Here is a 6,814-nt window from a genome sequence, read left to right as displayed (position 1 = left end):
GCTCCGAAGACGCCTGTCGAAGGCGGACCTGGCTTCCCACCACAAGCCGTGCAGTTTTCATACCAGGATTGAGACGTAGCAGCTCTTGCAGGGTTAAGCCGTAGTGCTGAGCAATCTTTACGACCGTGTCGCCGAAATGGACAGTAGTTACAAGCTCACTACTGAGTTTCAGACCGGAGATATTAGTTGAATAGAAAGAAAATGCACTAACTCCAGCTAAAGTAGTTTTTGCTTTATTGACTTTGCTTGCTTGGACCGGGAACAGGCTGGCTACAGCGGCAATTGCGGCGTTCATTTCTTCTTCGCCTGCAAAAGCTTTATCGATCTGAGTTAGCGCGCCACTCTTATCCACAAGATAAAGCGCAACCTGATCCTGTACCACTGGTGCAACGGATTCATTTTGTATGTTGCGCTTGGAGCCCCAAAGATCGAGAAGAGCTTGCTCGTATGCTTTTGTGTTAATTTGATATGCGCCAATGGCTTCTGCCTGGGCTATGCCCTGCGCAAGGTAGCCAGAATCATTGCCTTCATCCCAAGTCAATACCAAATATCGAATTAGGTTTAGGAATGCTCTTCGTTCGGCAGTTATTGCGTATACTCTTGAGAGTTGACTCGAACGCCTTGGGTCTATTTTCGCCTTCGCTTCCCGTGTAGAATTGGTCGGTACTTGTCTGGCTCCCAGGCGATCAAGAGCTTCTAATTGGCAGCGCAGTGATCCCACTGGTGAACATGTCAAGGATTCGGCTTGAGCCGATGATGTGATGAGTAAAATGGATGTAATGAGTGAGTAATCCATTTTACAAAAATCTAGTTCATTGAAAATAGCTAAATCTTGCCGTGGTGGCTATTGCTGCCAGGAGGCACCAGTCATTACCTGAGCAACAATTATATCTAGCAGCTTAGCCCAAGGAACCATGACCACAGGGCTGCCAAAGAGCTGTTCCCAGACTGTCGGGTCACGCTAGTGCTCAAGGAAGGAGAACCCGGCACTTGACCCGCCAGGCAATCACCGCAGGGCTTTGTCAGCAGAGCACCTAGCAGGCATAGGCGTATCGGTTACAGCTTCTCACCCAGAAGGCGCCGCAGATGTCGATCTGGTAGACCCGCCGAGGCAATCAATCCCAGCGGACCAGTCAGTATTCCTATCCCGAGCCAGACCCAATACGCATGGCTTTTCTGGTGAGCGACCATGCCGGTCAGCATGCCGCATACCAAAGGTAGAAACAACAAAAGAAAGGTGGTTAGCAATTCTGTTTGCATGAGAAGGGCAAGTGCTTTTGCTTATCAGTCCTAGCGCCTAGGCGTGCAGCTGCAAGCAGAGTTACGCTATTGTGACTATGCCGACTGCAATCGTCGTGGCGAAGCTGGATTTAGCAGACCGTTGATGAAGACTGCTAAGACTGGCCCACCATGATAGCCGCTCGCATCAAGGACACCACAGTGGACAAGGGCCGTGACTGAGGCTAATGCAAGTGCTGCAGAGGCAATAGATATGAGTGATCACTGCAGTCTATCCCTATGGCCCCCGACTTAAGATCGACTAGCAGAGGGTGTGACGAAAGAGTTAAACAAGGATTACGAGAAGTGGCTTTCCGATGCCATCCAACAGCATTGGAAGAGTGGCATTTAAATACTTGACTATCTGCATCCCAAAGCTTTAAAAGATTGGCCTTTGCTCCAGGACCATGAAACATAATCAAGCCTGCATCGGCGTGGTCCAAGATTATCAGAATAACTAACATATCCACCATCGCATCGATAGCTTGGAGGCATGGCATTTGAATTGTCGGCCGGATATGAGTAACAACTGTATAGGTCGTAGAAATATGTTCTTAGCGAGGGATCCTCCCAGATTCTTGGCTTACTGTTTAAAAAACGTGCAAATGCAGAAGGGTTTCTCTTGAATGGCCCAACTAATCCAATTGTACTTACTCCACTACCGGTACTTCGATATTCAGGCAGTTCGGGCCAGCTGATACCGCCACTAGTGGTTGGCTTGAGCCCCAGCACCATGCGGGTGCGGCCGGATGAAGCCTGCGCAAGCCGTACTTGGGAACCGACGACAAGGCGTGCGGTTTCGAGGCCAGGATTGAGACGCAGCAGTTCCTGCAGGGTCAATCCATAGCGCTGAGCAATCTTTACGACCGTGTCCCCAAAGCGCACAACAGCACGTTCCTCCACAGGAGCAAAGGACTGAAGAGGAGGTGTGCGACGCAGATCGCTGGTATCGATCGCTGCAAGCTGCTTTATCTGCCTCAATTGCTGACTGGGAACAACAAGCCAATCACCTGGACGAAAATGGTGGTCTTCGTTGACGTCGTTGAGCTTGGCGATGAGATCTTTATCAAGTCTGAGGCTGCTGGATAGCTCTTCAACGCTGATGGGGTGACGCACCTTGACCCATATCTTGTCGATGCTGGGGGCAGGTAGGGCAGCGATCAAAGAATCAACAGAAGCCTGCTCGATATCGGCGGGCTCAAGAGCTACAACCACGGCCGGCAGCTCAACGCCCAGCAGGGGTGGCGGGATATTGGTCATCATTGCGAGCAAAGCCGACCTGACAAAAAGTGCAGCGGCTTGCATGGCTGATCAATATGCAACCTTGATCGTGCAGCATGGCAGCTCAAGTACCGCTCTGACGGCATTGGCCTCATTGTTCGACGTAATCGCTGACCTGCCTGAAGGAATCAGGGTGATGCCAGACTTCGCTGTTGACCAGTACGAGGCCCTCAAGGCTGGTAGAGAAATTTTGCCTGGCCATCGGGTCACGCTGGTGCTCAAGGAAGGCGAACCGGGTACTTGACCCGCCAAGCAATCGCCGCAGAGCTTGTCGTAACAGCTATTGCGCTGCTGGTGCTCAGAGCGACGGCTGTCTGATGCCCTCCGCCTGATACTCCATCCTATATGTGAGCGAAATCTCTTTACTCGTTGAGCCCACACGCCAGGTTGATGTGAAGGTCTGAGTTCGCCTGTCGCTGGTGCATATGTCGACGAGATTGAGCTTTCTATCGCCACCACCGCCAACTTCGTATACGATGCCGAGCTGAAACTTTTCACCATTCTTGTCTCTTAATTCGTAGCGAGTTTCAGATACTGGGAGAGCTGTAGCGCACTTTCTCCTAGACATTGACCCAATAAAGCCGCTAGGATCGTACTTACGGCTGATGCCTGCGCTCTCTTCATAAGTGCAGTTTCTATAAGACTGCTCTGAGACAATGGTCAAGGGGCCGCAGACTTGTTTGGAGTAATTTACGCTTCCAACTCGGGCTGATGGGCTATTTTGAAAAACCTCTGGTCTACAGTTGTAGCGGTCGCCGTCGCTTGTTGTGAGGTACTCCTCAATTATCTTTCCTTTGGAAGACCACTTAGCGGTTACGGAAGATGAGCCATGAGGTGTGAAGCACTCAGGATTGGCACCGGCGAAAGCGGAAGAGGCCATTAGGACACCAGCAGCGATCAGCAGACGGCGCATGGCTTGGCTTTCAGAAGGCCGAATTATCCCGCAGCGCCGCTTGACATAACAAGGATTGCGACTGTTTAGTTGCCTAGCCGGCTAGGCATTATCGCCGCTTGCAGTGACGTGATCGCTGTCGGCGGCTTTTGGCTGCTTGAATCCGCTGGGTTGGCGGCGCCATTGCGGTTTGGGTTGACACCGGCCTCACCCGATCTCTGGCCAGGCAGCACCCCGCCAGCCCTCGCTTACCAGTGCCTGTACCCGCTGCTGTACTGCCTTCAGGCCATTTGCCCTAGATGAACTTTTGGCGCCTACTGCTGGCTCTTGAGGCCCTCCCAGCGGCCGGCTGCCACCACCTCACCGTCAGGCTGACGCTTCGATCGAGGTTTGCAAGCCATCCTTCTGACTGGATCGGCCTTTTGACTGGATATCGCCGGCGTCTCGCTATTGAGAATCGACTATCTGTCCAGACCTGATGGCTATGGCCGTGAATTGGAACAGCCACAACCCTTGCGGCTAAGAGCTCTAGCTAGCTGGCGAATCTGATGTTGACGCAGGTGCTCAACCTGCCCGCCATTGCTGAACATCCGTCCCAGCAACTGCACTTTCCAGACACCTGCAGCATTGAGCCTGATTGGCGGCATCCAGGTCAGTTGCACTAGCGCTTGGTCTGCAACTGAAATTTCTCATCATCACGGAGGGCCAAGACTTCCATGGCAGCGGTATCGCCATGTGGACGACTCGCACTGTGGAGATCTACTCGAACAGTTCAGCTGATGCCTCGGCAACAGGGAGTGGCAGCGCCGCGATGGGCTGCCGCTCCCACTGACAGCCGAGACGGGTCATGGCCACAACCGCAACGCACAACAGCTCCAGGACAACTGACGAGAGCAGCGAGCTGCTTGAGCAGCACCACCAGGAGACTGCTGAACTAGAGAGCAACACCACTGCTGACTATCCACCCGCTGAGCGCCAAGTCGGCATCGCTCTGGCTGATGCAGACGAGCCCAGCACAAGCGAGATCCAGCCCAGTAACGGCCTCGGCGATGCCCTCAAGGCCGAGCGCAGGCGCAGCAACAATCTTGAAAAAGAGCTGAGGGGACTACGGCAGCAGCTGACCCGCTTCTCGGAGATCAATCCCGAGGAATACGCCCGCCTGCAGCAAGCCGAACGCCAGAAGCAACTGCTCGAGCAGCAGGTGGAACTGCGCGAACGTCAGATGGAAGAGGCTTCCGCCCGCAAGGTGGCAGCCGTTGCAGCGGAACGCGACGCGGCCCATGAGCGCGTACAGGAGTTGCGCAAGGAGCGGCTGCTGGAGCGCGCTTTCTCAGAAGCAGAAGGCCGCACCGGCGGCGATGGGCGCGGCACCTTTTTTCAGGTGTTCAAGGGCCAGCTTGGCGAGAGCTTTCGGCTCACCACCAGCAAGGACAGCGTCGATGTGCTGGAACCGCTGGACAGTCAGGGACAGCCCCTGCTGGGCGATGACGGCCGGCCGCTGAGCACTGCTGACTTCCTCGATCAGCTGCGCATCCACCCCGTCTACGGCTTCCTGTTTCAACAGCGCGGTGCCATGACCGGCAGCCCAGGGCTGGGTGTAGCACCTGCGGCGGCTGGTGGCTTTGGCGAGGTGCTCAACCCCCAGGCAATGAGTGCCAGTGAGCTTTACCGCGCTGGCTTTGTCACCAACGGCCGCAGCCCACGTCGCTGAGCACAGCTGTTCAGCAAATGGCCAGCCGCTACTACCTGGTGTTCTGGAGCCGCCGCTCGACAGCCACCGTGGTGCCGGCTGCCACAGCTGCCCAGGCCCGTACTAGAGCCCGTGCCCGCCATAAAGCGGGCTACGGCACCCTGCTCTCAGCCCGCCAGGCAAATGCGGCCGACAGTCGCCTGATCCGCAAAGGGGCCTGGGTGCGTCGCCGCAAGGACGGCAGCAGCCCCCAGTTCGGCACTGCTGCTGCACGAACAGCGGGCAGACGCCAGCGCAGCCGTTACCGACACTGGCTGTGACGCCAGGACTCAACCCCTGTGCCACGACCCTGCACGCCCTACGGCTACTGCATCTTTACGGCGGTGAGCACCGGCAGCATCCTGCTGATTGTTTGGCTGGTGCTGCGGCCCAGGCCGTGAAACCAGAAGACCGCTCGCGCTCATGATGGCGGCCCCACCCTTGAAATTGCCGCTCCCCCCAACAGCGCCAGCAGCAGGTTGAGGGTGGAATCAAAGCCTCCCTGCAGCTGCTCCAACGTGCCGGGGCACACCTGGCCGACGGCACGGCCAGCCATAGATCGTTGGCCGCAGATTCCGGCAGCCAGCCCGTAAACCAGCAGCTGGGCGGAGATCACCACCGCCAGAGTCTTAAAAACAAAGCGCTCACGATCAAACGGTGGCCGGGGTGGCGGGAGTGGTGTCAGCGGCTGCGGTGCTTCTGCCATGGCCTGCTGCTCAGGGATGGCAGGTGAGTAGCCAGCCAGTGCCATTGCCATCGGCCTCCCAACGGGGCTGCCAGTTCTTCCAGCTGTAGTGCTGGCCTGCGCCGTTGGTGTTGGCGGTGTAACCACCAGCGACTAGATCAGCTTCTCCATTGGGGTCGTTGTGAATGGCGACCGCCTCGGTGAAACCGATCACCACACTCCAATGGCCGCCACCTGATGGCGCAGATACAGAACCGTGATGCAGCCAGCCCACGGCTACTGGCCGCCCCAGGTTGATCTGCTGCTCCAAAGCTGCTCGATCTCCATTGGTCGCGAAGTTCGCTGTCAGCCCCAGTGAGCGCAGCGCTGAGAGCTGGGCCTCTGCACTTGTGCTGTCGCCGTACTTGGCTCGGATGGCGTTGTATTCGTCGTCCGAGCTGACCTTGCCCCAATAGCGGGCGAGCATGGCGCAGCTACTGGAGAAGCACTCGCGGTAGCCGGTACCGGAGGCGTTGTCGTTCTGGTTCTCCCAGGCCACTGGCAAGGGATTGGCATGGGCTGAGACCTCTGGAGCCGGGGGTGCCGATGAGAAGGTCTGCCGCCAGGGTGCGGCCTCGGTGAGGATCGCTAGGTCGGCAGCAATGACGGCGAGCCGCAACTGCTCGATGCCCTCGAGTTGCTGGGGCTCTGCCTTCCAGGCATTCCAGAACTGCTGCCAGCGTTCAGCTGTGAACGGTGCCTGGGCAGCAGGAGAGGTTGTGGTCATGGCAGTAGGGCAATCCTTTGCTGTTGCCGCACCTCCACTTCACGTCTTTCAGCTCAGACTGTGGAGCAGGTCGGACAGGTCGGTTGATGTGCCTCGCTCCTGAGAGCCACGAGCTCTACTGCCAGCTGACGCGCAATCTCGACGACGAGAAGCTGCTGGCGCTCGATGCCCACTACAGGGAGA

9 protein-coding genes are annotated in these 6,814 nt (G+C 56.7%); 4 read left to right on the top strand and 5 right to left on the bottom strand.

The genetic code is table 11. The features are described 5' to 3' along the window. Both KBZ15_RS15355 and KBZ15_RS15350 read right to left on the bottom strand, forming a co-directional pair. Positions 1–796, bottom strand: a 796-nt coding sequence (locus KBZ15_RS15355) for a LysM domain-containing protein (RefSeq protein WP_255016073.1), incomplete at its 3' end; no start/stop codon positions are given. An 842-nt stretch (positions 797–1,638) separates the two neighbouring features. Beyond that, a complete protein-coding gene (locus KBZ15_RS15350) occupies positions 1,639–2,583 on the bottom strand; it encodes a LysM domain-containing protein (protein ID WP_255016072.1) in 945 nt (314 codons plus the stop codon). On the opposite strand from KBZ15_RS15350, the gene KBZ15_RS15345 reads away from it, so the two are divergent. Next, positions 2,582–2,803, top strand: coding sequence for a hypothetical protein (locus KBZ15_RS15345; RefSeq protein WP_255016071.1), 222 nt, complete (start codon positions 2,582–2,584; stop codon positions 2,801–2,803). The genes KBZ15_RS15350 and KBZ15_RS15345 overlap by 2 nt on opposite strands. Positions 2,804–2,857: 54 nt before the next feature. Here KBZ15_RS15345 and KBZ15_RS15340 read toward each other — a convergent pair whose 3' ends face one another. Next, entirely contained in the window at positions 2,858–3,472 is a 615-nt protein-coding gene (locus KBZ15_RS15340) for a hypothetical protein (RefSeq protein ID WP_255016070.1), read from the bottom strand. 616 nt (positions 3,473–4,088) lie between these two features. On the opposite strand from KBZ15_RS15340, the gene KBZ15_RS18745 reads away from it, so the two are divergent. Genes KBZ15_RS18745 through KBZ15_RS15330 form a run of 3 tightly spaced genes read left to right on the top strand, consistent with a single transcriptional unit; the run spans position 4,089 to position 5,461 of the window. Next, positions 4,089–4,283 (top strand): PIN domain-containing protein, encoded by a 195-nt coding sequence (locus KBZ15_RS18745; RefSeq protein WP_396123508.1) that lies wholly within the window; start codon positions 4,089–4,091, stop codon positions 4,281–4,283. Positions 4,284–4,298: 15 nt separating this feature from the next. Beyond that, positions 4,299–5,162, top strand: coding sequence for a hypothetical protein (locus KBZ15_RS15335; protein WP_255016069.1), 864 nt, complete (start codon positions 4,299–4,301; stop codon positions 5,160–5,162). 17 nt (positions 5,163–5,179) lie between these two features. Beyond that, positions 5,180–5,461: a hypothetical protein gene (locus KBZ15_RS15330; protein ID WP_255016068.1), complete on the top strand. Its 282-nt coding sequence runs from the start codon at positions 5,180–5,182 to the stop codon at positions 5,459–5,461. 140 nt (positions 5,462–5,601) lie between these two features. On the opposite strand, the gene KBZ15_RS15325 is transcribed toward KBZ15_RS15330, so the two are convergent. Both KBZ15_RS15325 and KBZ15_RS15320 read right to left on the bottom strand, forming a co-directional pair. Next, on the bottom strand, positions 5,602–5,886 hold the full coding sequence (locus KBZ15_RS15325) for a hypothetical protein (protein WP_255016067.1): 285 nt from the start codon (positions 5,884–5,886) through the stop codon (positions 5,602–5,604). Between the two features lie 10 nt (positions 5,887–5,896). After that, on the bottom strand, positions 5,897–6,631 hold the full coding sequence (locus tag KBZ15_RS15320) for a C39 family peptidase (RefSeq protein WP_255016066.1): 735 nt from the start codon (positions 6,629–6,631) through the stop codon (positions 5,897–5,899). Between the last annotated feature and the right edge of the window lie 183 nt (positions 6,632–6,814).

This window comes from Cyanobium sp. BA20m-p-22 (assembly GCF_024346275.1).
In the GTDB taxonomy this organism is placed as follows: Bacteria; Cyanobacteriota; Cyanobacteriia; order PCC-6307; family Cyanobiaceae; genus Cyanobium_A.
Note: the sequence above shows the minus strand (reverse complement) of the source record. Positions and strands in the feature narration are given on the sequence as shown.